We start from the raw sequence: 18,387 nt of genomic DNA, 5'->3' as shown, positions 1-18,387 counted from the left end.
TACTATGCGAATTGTGCGACCAGTTACGGTGTGGTTTTATGGGATTCTGGCGCTGGTGCTGGGCAGCCTGGCAGCGTTGGTAGGCCTGCGGGCTGGTGTTGGAGGCTGGCCCGGGGTGCTGGTAGGATTCGGCGTGCTGCTTATGGGAATCCGAAAGCCGCTTCGGCGCTGGCGTCTGGCGCGCCGTCCTTTTCCAGCGTCCTGGCGTCGCTGGCTGGAAGTGCATGTGCCTTTCTACCGGCAGCTTGATGCGCAGGGGCGCCGCCGCTTTGAACGGGACGTCCAGTTTTTCCTGGCCGAGCAGCGGTTTGAAGGTGTGGGGGTGGCGGTGACCGACGAGCTTCGGCTGGCGGTTGCGGCTGGCGCTGCGCTGTTGCTGCATGGCCGGCCTGACTGGGAATGGCCTGCGCAGCGCACGTTTTTGTTTTATGCCGATCGGTTTGACGAAGACTATTATGAAGATGCGGCCGGGGCGTTTGATGGGATGGCGCATGCGCAGGGGCCGATTATTCTGTCGGTGAAAGCCGTCCAGGAGGGGTGGGCGGTGCCCCATGATGGGAGCAATGTGGTGCTGCACGAGCTGGCGCACGTGTTCGACTTTGGGAATCTGGATGCTGATGGGATGCCGACCCTCTTAGATCCGACTTCGGCGGAGGCCTGGCGACGCCTTATCCGGCAGGAGATGGTGAAGGTGAGGCAAGGACGTTCGTTGCTGCGGCCGTATGCCGCGACGAATGCGGCCGAATTTTTTGCCGTGGCGGTGGAAAACTTTTTCGAGCGACCGGAGCTCCTGGCTTATCGTCATGCAGAGCTTTTCGCGGCACTTCGGGCATTTTTTAATCTAGATCCACGTCATCCTGGGAGAAACAAGGCGGAGCAATAATTCGCTGGCAATGCATTTGTAGGCCTTTCGATTGGCAATGATAAACAGGTTAACTAATGTAAAGGATGAGTTGTCCTATTCGCACAGGTGTAATTGGGGTAGGGAAGATGGGGCGCCATCACGCTCGTATTTATGCGACTCTGCCCCAGAGTATGTTAGTAGGGATTTATGATGTGGATAAGTCGGCTGCTCTGGCGTGTGCGCGCCTCTATGGATGCCAGGCATTTGATTCGCTGGAAGCATTTTTTAACGCTGGTATTGAAGCAGTGAGTATAGCGGTGCCCTCTTCCTTACATGCGGAGCTTACACTTGCCGCTCTGGAGCATGGGATGCATGTACTGGTCGAAAAGCCCATAGCGACTTCCCTTTCTGAAGCGCAAGCGATGATTCAGGTAGCTGCAGATTGTGGGCGGAAGCTGATGGTAGGACATATTGAGCGTTTTAACCCTGCTGTGCAGACTATCAAATCACTTGTTAGTTCAGATGAAATTCTTTCTATAAATATCATTCGCGTAGGTCCCTGTCCACCTCGCATCAGAGACACAAGTGTTATTGTGGATTTAGCTATTCATGATATCGATCTGGTACGTTATATAACAAATCAAGATATATCAGATGTTTTTTGTGTAGTACCTGATTTTTCATTGAGAAGAGAGCATGTGGCCTCTATTTTGTTGCGTACGGAAAAAGGAATTAGCGCACAACTTACTGTCAATTGGATTACTCCTTATAAGGCCAGAGAGATTCATATTGTAACTTCTACTAAATTGATACAATCAAATTTAATCACGAGACAGATTATGGTCATGGGGAAAGATCAGCTATGTCTGGGGGGCAATAATCAGGCAGAGCCGCTTCGATTACAGATAGAGGCTTTTCTTATAGCGATTAAACAGGGACAGGAGCCTCCTGTTACAGGAGAAGAGGGGCTGCGTGCTTTGGAAGTTGCGTTACAGGCGGAAGCTTTCAAGGAGGTAATCAGCCTTTAACGAGTGGATCTATGAAGCGCATTCTGGTAACTGGAGCTGGTGGTGCAGCTGCAGCCAATTTTATTGATTCGCTTCGAATGGCAGAAGAGCCTTTTTATATCGTAGGTGTTGATATAAATCCTTATCATCTGGCCTGTGCCGAGGTAGAATCGCGTTACGTAGTGCCTCGATGTACCGATCCAGCCTATCTATCTGTTTTGTGTCGAATTATTGAGCGAGAGCAAATTGATTTAGTGCATCCTCAGCCAGATGTAGAAGTTGCATTTTTAGCGGCGCATCGAGAGCAAATTCCGGCCCGCATTTTTTTGCCGTCTATGAGCGCCATTCGCATTTGTCACGATAAGTTCTGGTGTAACCAAGTGCTGGCAGCAGCGGGCGTTCCAGTGCCGAAGTCTGTGCGCATTACTTCCCTGGCGGAAGTGTCCCGTGCTTTTGAGCAGATTCGATCGCATTCTGAGGGGCTGGTCTGGGTGCGAGCTATCCATGGAGCAGGCTCCAGGGCTGCACTTCCTGTTCGGAGTGGCAGGCAAGCAGAAGGGTGGATTCGGTATTGGGTGGAAATGAAAGGATTGCGTCCCGAGCATTTTATGTTATCCGAGTTTTTACCTGGTCGAGAGTTTGCCTTTCAGAGTCTATGGTATCAAGGGCAGTTAGTTACTTCCATGGCGAGGGAGCGTCTGGAATACCTTATGGGACATTTAATGCCGAGTGGACAATCCTCGTCGCCTGCTGTTGCCCGCACGGTACACCGAGCTGATGTGAATGAGATTGCGACGCAGGCTGTGAAGGCGGTTGATCCGGAGCCGCATGGCGTTTACTGTGTCGATTTGAAAGAGAATGTGGCTGGATGTCCGTGTGTGACGGAGATCAATCCCGGTCGGTTCTTTACGACAAGTAACTTCTTTAGTGCGGCAGGCTGTAACATGCCTTATTACTATGTTCGGTTGGCACTTGGTGAGTCGATTCCAGAGGTTCCTCCTTACAATCCGGTAGCGGAAGGTCTTTACTGGATACGTGGAGTTGATCGACGTCCGCGGTTATTTCACGAAGTAAACTGGCAAGAGGCGTGCGTGTCCTGATTGAGGTGCCGCTATTAATCTGTGATTTTGATGGCACTGTGGCCCGTTTGCATCTCGACTGGCGTGCGCTAAAGCAGCGCCTTGCGCGCGCTGCGCAAGGTTGGGGCATGGTATGGGATGAGGGAGCAGGTATTGATAAGAATCTGCGGCGTCTGCGCATAGAAAAGGGCGGCGATGCGTTCAAGGAGCTGTGCCGACTGATTGCAGAGGAGGAGGCGGCAGCCTTTGATCCGGCGTCGGTGCATCCTGTCTTATATGAAGTGTTGCGTAAGCGGCGTAGTCGGCCCGTTGGAATAGTTTCCTCGAATACCCACGCTGCACTGAGTCAAATTTTTAATCACTCGATCTGGAGAGAGATTACCCCTTATATTGTGGGCAAGGAGGACGTGTGGTCGGGGAAGCCAAGTCCAGAAGGGTTATTGAAGGTCTGTCATTTTTTTAACATAGATCCCAGAAATGCAATTTATGTAGGAGATACAGAACTGGATCAGTTGGCTGCCTTTCAGGCTGGCATTACATTTGTGAATATAGAGCAATGCATCTGATAGATAAAGATAGGGTGAGATATGGTGAATATAGAAAATATAACAGTGATTATTCCTACATTCAATCGGAATGATCATTTTCTAGCAAACATGGAGGATGGAAAATGGGATAACATGAATGTTTATCTGGTGTGTGATGGATGTGATGATGAGATAGTGAATGAACTAAAGCGTAAGATATCGGGTAGGACAATCAAAGTATTTGATGAACAGCCTCATCAAGGTGTAGCTCACGCTGTTAGCAAAGGGGTGCATCGCGTAAAAACAGCGTATTGTATGATGTGTGGCGATGACGATTATTATGAAGAATTTGATAGTTTTCTTGAAGAAGCAAGAAATGTAGAGAAAAATCAGGAAAATGTATTATGCATTACAATGCCAGAAGTTATAGCATTTAATCATATCGCCTTCAAAAAACAATATGATCGATATCTATTCCATAACAAAACAGGATTAGAATTATTGGAAGTTATTGTAAAAACCGGAGAGATATTTGCTCTGGTAGCTGGTTCTCTTTTTAGAGTTGATGAAGTTAAAAATTTGTTAGCGGATTCCTTTTTTCGAATCAACGAGGATCTGGTGCTCATGGCACGTCTGTGTGGAATGTATCCCCACCGCAGGATGCATGTAACGAAATACGGAAAGTATATGAGATGTATCCATGAAAATACCTTATCTCACAGAAAAAAATTCAATAAAGAGAAAGCTTTGGTACATCTGGTAGCACTGATTGTTGCAGGATATTATCTGGAGCAAATGCATAGAATCCAAAGATTTGAACTGGCAAAGCTTATCTTACGAAGAGGGCAAATTCTCCAACGAGCTTATGGTATAGGACTGCAGATAGCCATACTATTAAGTGATTTGCTGATAGAATGCTCCTTTACTCCCCGAGATGATGAGGCTTCCTGGGCGCTGTCGTATTTACGTGAACAACGGGCTATGCTTCCTTATGAGTTTGTCGAAATGCTATCGACAATCGGCAGATCAATGATATTTTGAAGCAAGTTTAATGATACAACAATGAAGTCATATCAATCGATATTGGATCAGGTTGCCCGGACTCATAGCTATGAAGCAGGCTTCAATGGCAGACTGGCAAAATATCGTATATTGCGATTTATTGAATCCCTACCGCTGATTCAAAGAAGAAATAAAGCGCTGGAGATAGGATGTGGTGAAGGAAGGACAACAATGGAATTGAGGAAGTATTTTGATCATATGATCGCATTAGAACCGGCGCATACTTTTTTTGAGAAGTCAAGTAAAAGACTGGCTAATTCAAATGTTGAAGTTAAAAAGTGTATGTTGGAAGAATTTGTGAGTAGTGAGTCTTTTGATTGTATATTAGCTTTCGGCGTCCTTGAACATGTAATGGATACAAGCATTTTTCTGAGCAAAGTGTATCAGCTCATGCATGCTGATTCATGCTTTATTCTGACTGTCCCCAATGCCACCTCTCTGCATCGTCGTATTGGAAAGGCAATGGGCTATATCAGCTATCTAGATCAGCTTGGACCATTAGATTATAAAGTAGGCCACCAAAGATACTACGATTTTAGATCATTAAGACATGAATTAGAAAATAATGATTTTGAAATTTTGGCTATGAAGGGAATTATGTTAAAACCTCTTCCGAACTCAATGATGGATACCTTAAGTGATTCATATTGTGATGCATTATTCAAAATTGGCGATGAATTGCCAGAATATTGTGCGGAGATTTTTTGTGTTGCTAAAAAGAAGTAAGCATTTAAACATCCATATACATCTATTTTAATTCTGCTGAGGTAGAGTGAACGTATGGCTGAAGTTGTTAAAGCATCAATGAATTTTTTGCCGTGCCGGCGGAAAACTTTTTCTCGTACCGATAGCAACGGCCCATCTCCCTCGTAACACTTTTCTGGGCTTCCAGAGGCTTCGGGCCCTGGCTCCCTGTCCTTTCGGAGGGTGTTGAAGGGACCCGTCACAAGTGGCAATGCTTTTGTAGCAAGGGTGCTGCGGAGTCAACCAGCACATATCCGAAATATCTGCGATGCGCGACGATCTAAAAAACCAACTGTTAGAAGGCGAAGAACTGTTCGTGCGCGGGGCTTACCCGCAGGCGCTGCAGCGCTTCGAGTCGGTACTGGAGCAAGAGCCCGACAATCCCTACGCGCTCAACGATGCCGGACTGGCCTACGCCGAACTGGGACAACTGGAGCGAGCCGTAGCATGCTTTGAGCGCGCCTTGCAGGTGGATCCCGGCCATGAGAACGCCTTCTTCAATCTGATCGATCAACTGCTGCGGTACAATCAGTTCGAGTTAGCGGTTGAGACGTTTGTGCGCTATCAGGAAGCCATTCCTGATAGTGAACAGAAACGCAAATATGAGCGCGACCTGGCGCGCGAAGTCCGCCGGCAATGGGAGGCGACGCTGAACGCGCAGCCCGGCATTTATCTGGGAGAACCAACGGAACCGGGGGAGCAGGTATGCAAAGTAGCGTTTGTGTGCGGGCCCCATACAACGTTTATTGTGGACATTGAAAAACAGCTAGCGCGCCGCCATCACGTGCGCGTGTATCATTTCCCGAAAAGCGTTAACTGGTTGCAGGTCCAGGAAGCTTTGGACTGGGCCGATGTGGTCTGGTTTGAGTGGTGTGATTCGCTCCTGGTGGAGGCAAGCCATCGTTTGACCAAGCGCGCAGCGGTCGTCTGCCGGTTGCACAGCTACGAAGTTTTCTCAGAGTTACCCCAGCGAGTGAACTGGGAGTTTATCGACAGGCTAGTATTTGTTGCGCCTCATATAAAGCAACTCTTTGAACAATATTTTCCTCGTATAGCCTATCATGTAGAGAAAATAGTAATTCCAAATGGTGTGGATATTAATCGATTTCAGTTTAAAAATAGAAATCCTGGATTTAATCTAGCTTATGTGGGATATATTAATCATAAGAAGAATCCTTCATTCCTTCTTCAATGTATTTATCGGCTTGTGCAGAGGGATAAGCGTTATCGGTTGTATGTAGCCGGCATTCATCAAGAGCGTCGCTTTGAGGTGTACTGGAATCACATGATTCGAGAATTGGATTTACAGGATCATGTAATAATGGAAGGATGGGTAGAAGATATAGAAACATGGTTAGATGATAAGAATTTTATAATTTCTACCAGTGTACATGAAGGATGTCCGTATAGTGTTTTAGAAGCTGCTTCATGTGGCATCAAGCCTGTGATTCATTATTTTTTTGGAGCTGATAAAATTTTTCCCAGAGAATGGTTGTTTAGGAATATTGATGAATTTTTGGAAGCTATATATTCTGATAATTATGATAGCAAAAAATATAGAGATTGGATTGTTGAAAATTTTAATCAATCAGATCAGATTAAAGCCATTGACAATTTAGTTTTGTCTTTGAATAGAGAATATGCCTCATCTAACATTAAACCTGTGAGAGATAATAATAAAATGGAAAATAAATATGATAATAAAAATAGAGTGATATTAGATAAATATGGATGGATAAATGTTGCAAAGTGGAAAGACTATCTTTTGGGAAGTAAATTTGATAATGGATTTAGAGCTATTATATCCCATCCTAATGTGGCTATTATTTACAGAAATGAGTTGCTCAAAAATATTGTAAAAGATCGGGCTATTCTGGACGTTGGGTGCGCCGATCACGCGCCCCTGATTGAGCAAAAGTTGCGACAGGGAGGCTGGCTGCATGCCGAGCTGGCTCGTGTGGCCCGACGATGCGTAGGGGTGGACATCGACGAAGAAGCCATTGCCGTGGCGCGTCAGTTCGGGTACACTATCCTGCAACACAATGTGCTCACCGATCCAGTACCGGAAGAGCTGCAAGCCGAACACTGGGATTATATGATTCTCGGCGAAGTCCTGGAACATATTGGAAATCCCGTGCAGTTTTTACAGCAGATCCACGAGAAATATGCTGAACTGGTTGATCGACTGATTCTGACCGTCCCCAATGCGCTGAAAGCTCTAAACTATCAGGCAGCCCAGCAGCATCAGGAAATTGTCAATTCCGACCATCGATTCTGGTTTACTCCGTACACGCTCAGTAAAGTGGTCACCGACGCAGGATTCCAGGTAGAGCGGTTTTGTTTTGCGCAAGGCCTGGGCCCCATGAATGATTCAACAAAGCGTCTCCTGGAACAGTATCCTGCTTTGCGGGACCATATTGTGCTCATTGCCGCCTTCTGACTTGACGAAGTGCAGGCTATTGTGGTTATTTAAAACGGACAACAGTTTGCCTGCACTTAGTTGCAAAGATCCATGGCTGAAATTACGCCACGCTGGCTGCTGGTAACGCTTGTGCTACTGTTCGTGCTGACGGTCATATTTTTCGTGTTTCTGGCTTATGTACTGGGGCCAGAGGCGCGGTTAGATACCACAGGAAGTGCAGCCGCGTTGTTTGAGCTGCCAGGAACCGGACTTGCCGGCTTGCGTGCCGTCTGAGGGTTGGCTATACTTTCCGAAGAAGGGGCCCACCTTTCACCGCAGGCGGTACGTTAGGCATACGGCACAATGACATCGGTCCAGGTCGGAATCTGGGGGGCTTCGCGGAACGTGGGGCGGCGGCTAAGCCGCCTACTCCGCGAAGAAGGAGAGGTTATGGTAACGCTGCGCCCCGACGTAGTGCTGCCATCTCCAGAAACACTTCCGCACCTCCTCATCTTGTTTGGCCCTCCGGATCATTTGCGTGAGCAGGTTGAGACGGTGCGGGCAACAGCCGGTGGAGAACAGGTGGTGTTGGTGGCAGCGCTGACCGACACCAGCCAACTGGGGGCGCTGGACGAACTGCTGGGCTCGGGTATCGACGATCTCCTGGACGTAACGGCTCCTTCAATGCTGTTAAAGGCGCGGCTGCGACTGCTGGTGCGTCGAGCGCGCGCGCGGCAGCGGCGCTGGGACATTGAGCGCGAACTGCAAGTGCGGGTAGGGCAGCAAGCCGTCGTAGCCGAACTGGGCCGTCGGGCACTGGCCAATGTGCCCTTACCGCTACTGCTGGAATATGCCACGGAACGCGTAGCGGCTGCGCTGGGAGTTGAACTGGCCAAAGTCCTGCGCTTGCTCCCCGAAGAGCAGGAATTCTTGCTGGTGGCTGGCTATGGCTGGCAGGAAGGCGTCGTAGGAACCTTCCGCGTGCCAGCCGGGACCGAGTCCCAAGCCGGCTATACGTTGCGAGCCGGCAGCCCTATCGTCGTGGAAGATTTCGCTCAGGAGCGCCGCTTTGCCTGTCCCGAGCTACTTCGACGCCATGGCGTGCAGGCCGGATTGAGCGTGCCCATCTTCGTCGGTGGACACTCCTGGGGGGTGCTGGGCGCGCACACCTGCCGCCCCCGCACCTTCGCGCATGACGATGTACACTTCATGCAGGCCGTAGCGCACGTGCTGGCCACGGCTATTGAACGCCGCACCCATGAGGAAGCGCTTCGTGAAAGCGAAGCACGCTACCGGGCTATTGTGGAGACAGCTGTCGATGCCATCATTACCATCGATGAAACAGGCCGTATTCTGCTCTTTAATCCTGCGGCAGAGCGCATCTTTGGCTACCGGGCCGAAGAGGTCATCGGACAAAATATTTCGGTGCTGATGCCCTCGCCCTATCGCGAGCAGCATGACCGCTACATCCGAAACTACCTGGAAACGGGGCGCCGCCGCATTATTGGCCGAGGTCGAGAAGTAACCGGCCAGCGAAAAGACGGCACCACGTTTCCCATGTACCTGGCCGTCAGCGAGGTGCGCCTGCCTGATCGGCGACTTTTTACCGGGATCGTGCGCGATCTGTCCGAAACCCGACGCCTGGAGCAGGAGATCCTGCGCATTAGCGACGAGGAACGGCGCAGCATCGGACAAGATCTGCACGACGGACTCGGCCAGATGCTGACCGGTATGGCCCTGATCAGCCAGAGTCTGGCGCGGCGACTGGCAGCTCAGGGAAGACCGGAAGCCCGCGAGCTGGAAGAACTAACAGAGCTGATTCGGCAGGCCGACCAGCAGGCGCGCACGCTGGCGCGTGGGCTGATCCCAGTGGAACTGGAGGCGAACGGCCTGCAGGCTGCGTTGCACCGCCTGGCCCGCCAGACCGAGCAACTGTTTGGCATTCGCTGCCGCTTCCAGACAGAGAAAGAGGTGCCTGTAGCCGACAACCTGGTAGCCACGCATCTATACCGCATCGCGCAGGAAGCGCTGAACAATGCCGTGCGGCACGGACAGGCGCAGCGTATAACGGTTACGCTCAAGGCCGACGACGAAGCGCTCCATCTGTGGGTGCGGGACGATGGGGTAGGCATTCCGGACAAATTGCCGGAAACGCGGGGGATGGGGCTGCGCATCATGCACTACCGGGCCCGCTTGCTGGGCGGCCACCTGGAAATTCGACGGCGCGCAGAAGGGGGCACGGAAGTACATGCGGTTGTTCCGCTGAGCGGACGCGTGCTTCCAGCCGACGCATCGCAGGTTCTGCCCGAAAGTGAAGTGATTCCCTGAGCGCAGGATGAAGAAACGCATTCTGATCGTTGATGATCATCCGCTGGTCCGCAAAGGGCTGGCGCTGACGTTGGAAGCCGAACCGGATCTGGAGGTGTGTGGGCAGGCGGCTTCGGCCGAAGAGGCGCTTGGCATGCTGGATGACGTCCGCCCCGACCTGGCGATTGTGGACATCTCGCTACCCGGCATGAGCGGGCTGGAGCTCATCAAGCATCTGCATGCCTGGGATCCGGAGTTGCCGGTACTGGTCATTTCGCGGCACGATGAAGCGCTCTATGCAGAGCGAGCTATCCGAGCCGGAGCGCGCGGCTACGTCATGAAAGTGGAAGCCGTAGACGTAATTGTGAAAGCAGTGCGGCGCGTGCTGGCAGGGGGACTGTACGTCAGTGAGGAGGTGAGCGAGCGGCTATTGATGAGCATGACGGGGCATCGACGTTCAGCAGGCCAGTCGCCCCTGGAGCTGCTCAGTGATCGGGAACTGGAGGTGTTTGAGCTGACTGGACGCGGTCTCAGCACCCGTGAAATTGCTGAGCGGCTGCATCTATCCGTCAAAACCGTGGAGTCGTACCGAGCGCGCATTAAGGCCAAGCTAGGTCTGCGCACAGCGGCTGAACTGATGCAACACGCCGTGCAATGGGTTGAAAACGAACGCTCGGCCTGAACCAGGTCGGCTCACCGCGCTTCCTGTACCAACTTAGAGCCGGCTTGTTACGTAAAGCACAGGGCATGCCGGAGTTTTCAGACACACCGCCCCCTTATGATCTAGAGGCGTTGCGGCGGGGCGATCCGGCCGCCTTCGAGGCGCTGGTCCGTGCCGAAAGCCCGCGGCTATTTCGCTTTCTGCTGCGCCTGTTAGGCGACAGGGAGGCAGCCCAGAGCGTCATGCAAGAGGCATTTTTGCAGGCGTTTCGCCGAATCGACTCGTTCCGGGGCGACTCGCGGCTGACTACCTGGCTGTACGGCATTGCGCTGAACCAGGCGCGGGTTCTTCTGCGCAAAACGCGTCGCTATACGCCCATGGATGAAGCCGACCTGGATCGCCTTCAGCCTGCTTTCTCCCAGGGCATGTATGCCCAGCGCTACCGTCCCTGGCCACCCGACGTGCTGGCTGAACGCGAAGACCTGCGCCGGCTGGTCCGAGAAGCAATAGATCGACTCCCCGACACCTATCGGGAGGTCCTTTTGCTGCGCGACATTGAAGGATTCTCGACGGAAGAAGTCGCGCAATTGCTTAACCTGAGCGAAGGAGCAGTGCGGGTGCGGCTGCACCGCGCCCGTCAGGCACTGCGCGCCCTGCTCAGTCCCCACATTGAAAAGGAAGACTTATGAAAGCCTGGATCCGAAAATGGCTGGGCCGTAAACGCGGACTCACCTGCGAAGAGGTGAACCGGTTTCTGGCAGCGTACCTGGACGGAGCGTTGGACGCGCGCACGCAGGCAGCCTTTGAGGCCCATCTGCGAGATTGTCCCGATTGTCAGGCCTACCTGGACCAGTATCGCAAGACCATCGCACTGGCTCGTCAGGCAACCGAAATCCCGGAGCCGCCTCCCGAACTCATTGCGCATACCCTGGCTTTTCTCCGCGCACGCCTCGCCCAGGAGCCACCCTCGGAGACGAACGCCTCCTAGTCTCCTGTTTTCGGTCATTCCCGTTCGTCAAGAGGACGGTACGGGCGGTGCGTAGCCCCCTGATAGATCTGACGTGGCCGGTAAATGCGCGTGTGGGGATCTTCGCGCATTTCTTTCCACTGAGCAATCCATCCGGGCAATCGGCCCATTGCAAACAGGACGGTGTACATGTTGGTTGGGATGCCCATGGCCCGGTACAGAATGCCGCTGTAGAAGTCAATGTTGGGGTACAGCTTGCGCTCAATGAAATATTCGTCCTGCAGCGCCGCTTCCTCCAGTTTTTTAGCAATTTCAAGGAGCGGATCGTGGACGCCCATTTCATTAAAGACCTGATCGACGAGCTTTTTAATCAGCCGGGCGCGCGGGTCAAAGTTTTTGTAAACGCGGTGCCCAAACCCCATTAACCGGAAGGGATCATTCGGGTCTTTGGCTTTGGCCAGATACTTCTGATAATTGCCACCGTCCTGGTGAATGGCCTCCAGCATTTGAATAACCGCTTGATTGGCGCCCCCATGTAGCGGTCCCGACAGGGCACTGATACCTGCCGAAATGGCTGCAAACAGATCGGCTCCGCTGCTGCCTACCATGCGTACCGTTGAGGTGCTACAATTCTGCTCATGGTCGGCATGTAGAATGAGCAGCACGTCCAGTACTTTTTCAAACAGAGGAGGCACTTCGTACGGTTCGGAAGGGACGGCGAACATCATGTGCAAAAAGTCCGCCGTGTAGCTCAGGTCATTGCGAGGATAGATGTACGGCTGACCAATTGATTTCTTATAAGAAAAGGCGGCGATAGTTTTTAGCTTCGCCAGCAATCGGATCATGTTCAGCTCTGTAATTTCCGGATCCGTCGAATCCGGGTAATATGTCGAGAGCGAAGCCACCATGGCCGAGAGTACGCTCATCGGATGGGCACTGGGGGGATACCCCTCAAAAAACTTCTTCATGTCTTCGTGCAGGAGGCTGTGATGCGTCAGCCGATCCTGAAACTGCTCTAGCTGCGCGCGCGTGGGCAATTCTCCATAAATGAGCAAATAGCTGACCTCAACGAAGGAGGAGTGCGCCACCAGGTCTTCAATAGCATATCCTCGGTAGCGCAAAACGCCAGCCTCGCCGTTGATGAACGTAATGCTGCTCTGGCAGGAACCCGTGTTGGCCAGGCCCGGATCGTAGGTGATGTAGCCGGTCTGGCTCCGAAGCTTGCGAATGTCAATCGCCCGCTCGCCTTCTGTGCCAATGATGACGGGCAGCTCAACAGTCGCGTCTTCGAGGATAAGCTTGGCAGTTGGCATGGTCGGCTCCGATTTCCCTTGAACAACTTGCAGCGCAAAAGAAGATTTTTAGCTTAGCGAAGTTACGCTTTAAGCAGCCAATCTACCAGGATTCTTCGTTAGAAGCGTACGAAAAAATCATAGAGACCAGAGAGAAAGCTAGGAAAAAACAATGCGTGGCGTTCCCCTCGAAGACGGGGCGTACGCGCTGATCGATTAGCACGGTCTTGGGGCTATTGCGCTTGAGCGGAAGTGTTCTGGTTGGACATGCGGGCCTGCCGATGGGAAGCCTGAGCGCTCTCCGGCGAAAAGGGCATGAAGGCGCAGGCGACCGCGTATTACCGGCTTTTCAAACGGTCTCTGACAGCTCCGGCATTGGCGCTGCTTTTCTGCAAGGCACACCAGCCGAAGACAGAGCGGCAGGCATATTCGATCCGCAGATGCACATGAGGGCGCCCTGGCAACCGAGCACCGGGTCGCTTACCCCAAAAAGTGGAGAAACCGGGGTGAGGGCGCAGACCAGTACCGCTCAGGCAGGCCTGGCAGCGGGCACGGGACGCTGGCGAAGAGCAATCCAAAAAAGAAGTGGGACGCTTCAGAAGAAGCATCCCACTTTCTGTGGAGCCAGCCGGATTCGAACCGGCGACCTCCACAATGCCATTGTGGCGCTCTACCAACTGAGCTATGGCCCCATCTTCTGACCGCTGGAACGCCAGCTTACGAAAAAAGCTCCGCACTCGTCAATGGCCAGGCGAGCGTTGCGCTGTTTTTTCACGGGTCGTTGAGGGCGAAGCGCTTTCAGTAATTTAATGGGTCTTTAAAACGAAAAACGCAAGTTCCTATCGTAAATTCCACGCCTAAATTGACGGAATGTTAACGCATATATTCGGGGGCGCTGACGATGGCAACCACACGTCCCGTCCGGGTTCACAAGTTCGGGGGCACTTCGGTAGCCACGGCCGATCGAATTCGGCGCGTGGTGCAGCTTGTTCAGGCCGAGCCGGAGACGGTCCGGCGCGTCGTAGTGGTGTCGGCGCTGGGCGGCGTAACCGATCAGCTACTGGGATGCATTGACGCAGCTCTGGCGCGCACCGGGGGGCATCGTGCCACTATCGAAACGCTCCGGCAGCGGCATCAGGAAGTGCTGGAGGCGCTTGTGCTACCTGAGGAGCGGACGGCTCTCGAAGCCCAGCTCAATGCGCATTGGCAGGCGTTGACCGAACTGCTTGACGGACTGTACCTGCTGCGCGAGTGCACCCCCCGAACGCGGGACGCCATTCTCAGCTTTGGTGAGCGGCTGGCAGCACCGTTGGTCGCGGCAGCCTTTCGGGCGGCAGGGAGTGCGGCTATTGCCCTGGAAGCGACCGAACTGGTCCGCACAGATGATACGTTCGGGGAGGCTAATGTTGATTTTGCAACGACCCATCGCCTGATCCGTGAGCGCTTTGCGGCAATTCCGGAGGATCAGGTGGTCGTCGTAACCGGCTTTATCGGGGCGACGCCGGAGGGCGTGACCACGACGCTGGGGCGTTCTGGCAGCGACTACACGGCAACGATTCTGGGCGCGGCCCTGGAAGCCGAACTTGTGGTGATCTGGACGGATGTGGATGGCGTCATGTCGGCGGATCCTCGGCTGGTGCCCGAAGCCTTCGTGTTGCCGCATCTGAGTTATCGAGAAGCGGCTGAAATGGCCTATTTCGGGGCCAAAGTATTACATCCGCGAACCATGGAGCCATTGCAGGCCAAAAAGATCCCCCTGCGCATCCGAAACACGCTGCGCCCCGAAGCACCGGGTACGCTCATCACGGCCGATGCCCCTCCACCGCCGTGGTACGCCCGGGCGGTAACGGCCATTCGAGATATTGCAGTGCTCATGCTGGAAGGCGCTGGTATGCTGGGAACGCCGGGCATCTCGGGACGGGCCTTTCTGGCACTGGCTGAGCAGAAAATCAACGTACTGCTGGTTTCGCAGGCCTCCAGCGAACAGAGTCTCTGCCTGGGCGTGCGCGCGGCCGATGCAGAAGCGGCGCTGGAGACGCTCCGACGCACCTTCGCCTTTGAACTGGAGACCGGACGAATTCGGCGCATTTACGTCGTACCGGAATGCGCCACGGTTTCGGTCGTTGGGGATCGCATGCGCCATCAGCCCGGGTTGGCCGGACGCATGTTTTCAGCTCTTGGCCAGGCCAACGTTAACGTGCTGGCTATTGCGCAGGGAGCGGCCGAGACAAATATCTCGGCCGTCATTGCCCAGCGAGATACGCAACGGGCAGTGCAGGCGCTGCATGAGACGTTCATTCTGCGCACCATGCGGGCCCATCTGTTCCTGATCGGGGTGGGGGTCATTGGCAAGACGCTGTTGGATATGCTGGCCCGTCAGATTCCCCATCTGCAGGCAGAAGAGGGACTGGAGCTGCGGCTGGCCGGCCTGGCCACGGCTGAACGAATGCTCTGGCAACCCGCCGGTATTCCGTGGAATGAAGCCCGCGAGCGACTCCAGGCAGAAGGAGAACCAATGGACCTGGACCGACTGGTCCAACTGCTAACCACAGAGCGACCGCGGCGGCTGGTTGTGGTCGATGCAACAGCTTCTGAGGAAGTTGCTCGGCGCTATCCGGAATTACTAACCGCTGGCGTCGCCGTGGTTACGCCCAATAAACGGGCAAATACGCTGCCATATGCCTTCTACCAACGCCTGCGCGAAGTTGCCCGGGAACGGCGCGTGCCTTATCGCTACGAAACAACGGTCGGGGCGGGGCTGCCTGTCATTGCTACGCTGCAGGATTTGCTCCTGGCTGGTGACAAAGTGCAACGAATCGAAGGGGTTTTTTCGGGTACGCTTGCCTATCTGTTCAATCAAATGGCTGAAGGCGTTCCGTTCTCTGAAGCAGTGCGGGCGGCTCGTGAGGCAGGCTATACGGAACCAGATCCCCGTGATGATCTCTCAGGAGAAGACGTGGCGCGCAAGCTGCTTATTCTGGCACGTGAACTGGGATTGCCGGTCGAGCGAAGCGATGTAACCGTGCAACCACTGGTGCCCAGTGAACTGCGCAGCGTGTCGCTTGAAGAGTTTCTGGAACGGTTGTCCGACTGGGATGCCCACTGGCAGGAGCAAATTGAAAAGGCGCGTCAGCAGGGACAGCGCCTGCACTATATCGGACGCATTGAAGATGGTCGCTTGGCCGTCAACGTGCAGGCCGTTGGTCCCGACTCGCCCTTCTATAACCTGCAGGGCACCGATAATTTGATTGCTTTCACGACAACCTACTACTGTCGCACACCTCTGGTCGTGCGTGGGCCAGGCGCCGGCCCTCAGGTAACGGCAGCCGGGATCCTGTCAGACCTGCGGCGCGCGTTGGAGCAAATGCGCTGAAAAAGGGGCCGCCGGACGCGGCCAGTCGTATCGGAATTAAGCCTGGACCGCCACCAGCCAGCACCAGGAAGCAAACGTATTGGCAGCTTTCCGCATTTGTCCTTCAGTTCGGACGCACCAGGACAACCAGCGCACTCAGAAATGCGGTGTACAGGGCGCTCCCTAACCAGAGCGCTTCAACCATGAAAGCCGTGCGCGTGCCGGCAGCCAGGGCCAGCAGCGCTACCAGCAAACCGTTATGAACCAACGCCAGCACCAGACCGCCCAGGAACGCCTGGCCAAGCGTCGGACGAAACGCTTCCGGCTCTTCCAGAGCGAACAGGCCCACCAGAAAGCCTATAAGGCTTTTGGCCAGCGCGTGCAACCCCCAACTGTCGAGCAGCGCATCCAGTAGAAGTCCGCTGGCAAAGCCGCCAATCAGGCCTGCCCGGCGGCCGTAAGCCAGTCCAAGATAGGCTACAAAAAGTAAGACCGCGTCGGGATAGGCGCCCCAGAGAAGCAGACGGTTTAACACCAACCATTGCAGCAGCACCACCAAAAGCCCTCCCAGCGCCACGCGTAACATGCGGGCTACAAGGAAGGGGGGCAGTTGGAGCGTGGGCATAGGCAGCTAGGGGGTAGCGTAGAGGGTGTGGACCATTTGATCCAGTGTGCGCACAATACGCGCAGCAGGTATGGTGTAGTTGTTTGCCATAAAGGCAAAGGCAAGCTGACGTCCATGGCGGGTAGTAAGATAGCCGCTCAGCGTACGCACGTGAAGTAGAGAGCCTGTCTTGGCCCGGACAGGGAGATCCTGCAGGCGGTCTTCCAGCGTTGAGTTGCGCGCGCCCCCTTGAGGCAGGGACGCAACAAATGCCTGATGCGCAGGGTGATGCTGCATGGCGACTAAAAGCTGTCCCAGAACAGCCGGTGGAACCAGGTTTTTGCGAGAAAGCCCGGATCCGTCGCGAATGGTAAGGCCACGTGGGTTAATGCCCTGGCGCTGTAAAAAGGCACGAATGCGCCGGGCAGCCCCCTCGGACGAACCGTCCGGACTCAGCGTGCGAAAAACCTGCTCTGCATAGAAGTTATGGCTGCGATGGTTAATCACGCGCACAATTTCAGCTAGCGGTGGCGAGAAATGCACCAGCAGCGCATGTCGCTGGTGGTAGCGAGGCGGTTGGGGTAAATCGTCGATGTCTACCAACGTAGCCGCTACGGTAATCCCCGCCTGCTCCAGATAGTAGCGAAAGGCTTCCAGGGCATAACGGGTAGGGTTGGCTACGGGGAGCTCAATGGTTCCCCGGTATCGATACGGTACCGAGCCTCGCAGACGCACCTGCTCTGAAGCAAACGCTCGTTCAAGCTGGAGCGCTTCGCCATAGCGCCGGGCGGCTGTGTAAGCCCGGTTTTCTATTGTCAGGTAATTAAAGGGCTCCTGCGCAACAGCAAGAGGAGCGCCTGGCCGGGTAGCGCGCATCCGCAGGTGCACTACGTTGTCGTGATACGAGAGCCCACTGACAGCAAACCCTAGTCCCAGGTTAAGCTGCGAAGTAACATAGTCAATATCCCAGCCATCTGCATAGGGGCGCTCGTCGAAGCGATTGTCATCTCCGATAAGGCGGCCTTCGATGCGCCGGACGCCCATGCGGGCCAGTTGGAACGCCCAGCGCTGCAGCGGGTCGGGTCCGGGCCAGGCAGGGCTGCCAAAGGTAGGATCTCCCGAGCCGCGCAGGATCAGGTCACCTCGCAGCGTCGTGCCTTCTACGCGACCATTAAAGTATAAAACCGTCCGATACCGGTAATCCGGACCCAGCAGGTCCAGGGCGGCGGCTGTGGTCAACAGTTTGTGCGTCGAGGCCGGCAATAAACCCTGCCTGGCATGCTGGGCTACCAGCACATGGCCATTTTCCACGTCGGCCACATACAATCCCCAGAAAGCCTGCTCCGTAGCCAGTGTGGACCGAACGCGCTCAAGGCGGGCTTCCAACGAGACCGGTGCATGCAGACCAGTTGTGCTCAAGAATCCAAAGAGCACCGCATACAGCAAGTGCGCAGCACGCATAGCCGCTGAATGGTTGGCAACGTTTCGTGCGGTGGAACCTGGACGTATGCCTTCAGGTTCGCGAAGCGAAGCAACGTAG

The 18,387-nt window shown here is 54.1% G+C and carries 16 protein-coding genes and 1 tRNA gene; 13 read left to right on the top strand and 4 right to left on the bottom strand.

Annotated features, from left to right (window positions below):
- Positions 1 to 4 precede the first annotated feature (4 nt).
- The 12 genes from BUA15_RS02800 to BUA15_RS02745 all read left to right on the top strand — a co-directional run bounded on the left by BUA15_RS02800 (position 5) and on the right by BUA15_RS02745 (position 11,620).
- Positions 5 to 883 carry a zinc-dependent peptidase gene (locus tag BUA15_RS02800; protein ID WP_072714418.1) on the top strand — a complete coding sequence of 293 codons (879 nt, stop codon included), beginning with the start codon at positions 5 to 7 and terminating at the stop codon, positions 881 to 883.
- A gap of 65 nt (positions 884 to 948) precedes the next feature.
- Entirely contained in the window at positions 949 to 1,872 is a 924-nt protein-coding gene (locus tag BUA15_RS02795; RefSeq protein WP_072714417.1) for a Gfo/Idh/MocA family protein, read from the top strand.
- A gap of 11 nt (positions 1,873 to 1,883) precedes the next feature.
- Positions 1,884 to 2,951, top strand: a complete 1,068-nt coding sequence (locus BUA15_RS02790; protein ID WP_072714416.1) for an ATP-grasp domain-containing protein — start codon at positions 1,884 to 1,886, stop codon at positions 2,949 to 2,951.
- Positions 2,939 to 3,496, top strand: a complete 558-nt coding sequence (locus BUA15_RS02785) for an HAD family hydrolase (protein ID WP_072714415.1) — start codon at positions 2,939 to 2,941, stop codon at positions 3,494 to 3,496. The genes BUA15_RS02790 and BUA15_RS02785 overlap by 13 nt, the downstream gene beginning before the upstream one ends.
- Before the next feature lie 21 nt (positions 3,497 to 3,517).
- Positions 3,518 to 4,498, top strand: coding sequence for a glycosyltransferase family A protein (locus tag BUA15_RS02780; RefSeq protein ID WP_072714414.1), 981 nt, complete (start codon positions 3,518 to 3,520; stop codon positions 4,496 to 4,498).
- Positions 4,499 to 4,519: 21 nt separating this feature from the next.
- The gene (locus BUA15_RS02775) at positions 4,520 to 5,245 is read left to right on the top strand and encodes a class I SAM-dependent methyltransferase (protein ID WP_072714413.1); all 726 of its coding nucleotides are present in this window, start codon (positions 4,520 to 4,522) and stop codon (positions 5,243 to 5,245) included.
- A gap of 286 nt (positions 5,246 to 5,531) precedes the next feature.
- A complete protein-coding gene (locus BUA15_RS02770) occupies positions 5,532 to 7,703 on the top strand; it encodes a glycosyltransferase (protein ID WP_072714412.1) in 2,172 nt (723 codons plus the stop codon).
- A 72-nt stretch (positions 7,704 to 7,775) separates the two neighbouring features.
- Complete coding sequence (locus BUA15_RS02765; RefSeq protein WP_072714411.1) at positions 7,776 to 7,958, top strand: hypothetical protein; 183 nt, start codon at positions 7,776 to 7,778, stop codon at positions 7,956 to 7,958.
- Positions 7,959 to 8,027: 69 nt separating this feature from the next.
- Positions 8,028 to 9,992 carry a PAS domain S-box protein gene (locus BUA15_RS02760; protein ID WP_072714410.1) on the top strand — a complete coding sequence of 655 codons (1,965 nt, stop codon included), beginning with the start codon at positions 8,028 to 8,030 and terminating at the stop codon, positions 9,990 to 9,992.
- A gap of 7 nt (positions 9,993 to 9,999) precedes the next feature.
- A complete protein-coding gene (locus tag BUA15_RS02755; RefSeq protein WP_072714409.1) occupies positions 10,000 to 10,653 on the top strand; it encodes a response regulator transcription factor in 654 nt (217 codons plus the stop codon).
- A gap of 65 nt (positions 10,654 to 10,718) precedes the next feature.
- Complete coding sequence (locus BUA15_RS02750) at positions 10,719 to 11,321, top strand: RNA polymerase sigma factor (RefSeq protein WP_072714408.1); 603 nt, start codon at positions 10,719 to 10,721, stop codon at positions 11,319 to 11,321.
- Complete coding sequence (locus BUA15_RS02745) at positions 11,318 to 11,620, top strand: anti-sigma factor family protein (protein ID WP_072714407.1); 303 nt, start codon at positions 11,318 to 11,320, stop codon at positions 11,618 to 11,620. The genes BUA15_RS02750 and BUA15_RS02745 overlap by 4 nt, the downstream gene beginning before the upstream one ends.
- Positions 11,621 to 11,634: 14 nt before the next feature.
- Here BUA15_RS02745 and BUA15_RS02740 read toward each other — a convergent pair whose 3' ends face one another.
- Both BUA15_RS02740 and BUA15_RS02730 read right to left on the bottom strand, forming a co-directional pair.
- Positions 11,635 to 12,912, bottom strand: a complete 1,278-nt coding sequence (locus BUA15_RS02740) for a citrate synthase (protein WP_072714406.1) — start codon at positions 12,910 to 12,912, stop codon at positions 11,635 to 11,637.
- Between the two features lie 598 nt (positions 12,913 to 13,510).
- Positions 13,511 to 13,583 (bottom strand) — tRNA-Ala (locus tag BUA15_RS02730).
- Positions 13,584 to 13,792: 209 nt separating this feature from the next.
- Between BUA15_RS02730 and thrA the strand changes: the two genes are divergently transcribed.
- A complete protein-coding gene (thrA, locus tag BUA15_RS02725) occupies positions 13,793 to 16,264 on the top strand; it encodes a bifunctional aspartate kinase/homoserine dehydrogenase I (RefSeq protein ID WP_072714404.1) in 2,472 nt (823 codons plus the stop codon).
- 103 nt (positions 16,265 to 16,367) lie between these two features.
- Here thrA and mreD read toward each other — a convergent pair whose 3' ends face one another.
- Both mreD and dacB read right to left on the bottom strand, forming a co-directional pair.
- Positions 16,368 to 16,868, bottom strand: a complete 501-nt coding sequence (gene mreD / locus BUA15_RS02720; RefSeq protein WP_072714403.1) for a rod shape-determining protein MreD — start codon at positions 16,866 to 16,868, stop codon at positions 16,368 to 16,370.
- A gap of 6 nt (positions 16,869 to 16,874) precedes the next feature.
- Complete coding sequence (gene dacB, locus BUA15_RS02715; RefSeq protein ID WP_072714402.1) at positions 16,875 to 18,308, bottom strand: D-alanyl-D-alanine carboxypeptidase/D-alanyl-D-alanine endopeptidase; 1,434 nt, start codon at positions 18,306 to 18,308, stop codon at positions 16,875 to 16,877.
- Positions 18,309 to 18,387 lie beyond the last annotated feature (79 nt).

The organism is Rhodothermus profundi, from assembly GCF_900142415.1.
Lineage (GTDB): Bacteria > Bacteroidota > Rhodothermia > Rhodothermales > Rhodothermaceae > Rhodothermus > Rhodothermus profundi.
This window is presented reverse-complemented; position numbering and strand designations above follow the sequence as displayed.